Here is a 465-nt window from a genome sequence, read left to right on the forward strand (position 1 = left end):
TTTCGGCAGATAGGCCGTGGCAAACGAGCCAAGCGCGCCATGATGGACGACGTATGGGTCGGTGATCGGCAGGATCACCCGTCCCTTGTCCTTGCCCAGCCATTCGTCCAGCAGGTCCTGCGCATAGACAACGTCCGGCGTGCCGTCGGCCTTGTGCTTGGGCTTCATGCCGTGGTCGGCGGTTACGACAATTGCGGCGCCTAATTCATCGAGTTCGGCAAGATATTTGTCGAACATCTCGTAGAAGTCGTTCGCCTTTTTTACGCCCGGCGCATATTTGTGCTGAACGTAGTCGGTCGTGGTCAGATACATCACATCCGGCCGCCATTCGCGCAGCAGCTTGACGCCAGCAGCGAAAACGAACTCCGACAGCTCCGCCGAATAGACTTCCGGCACGGGCTTGCCCAACCATTTCGCGGCATTGGCGATACCATGCTCAGCAACAGTGGTCGTGTCCGACTTCTC

The 465-nt window shown here is 58.3% G+C and carries 1 protein-coding gene; it reads right to left on the bottom strand.

Annotated elements, in window-relative coordinates:
- A partial coding sequence (locus AB1462_RS31890; protein ID WP_367249086.1) for an alkaline phosphatase family protein occupies nt 1-465 on the bottom strand: 465 nt, incomplete at both ends.

Origin of the sequence: Pseudomonas sp. SB113 (assembly GCF_040754745.1) — a bacterium.
GTDB classification, from domain to species: domain Bacteria; phylum Pseudomonadota; class Gammaproteobacteria; order Pseudomonadales; family Pseudomonadaceae; genus Aquipseudomonas; species Aquipseudomonas grimontii.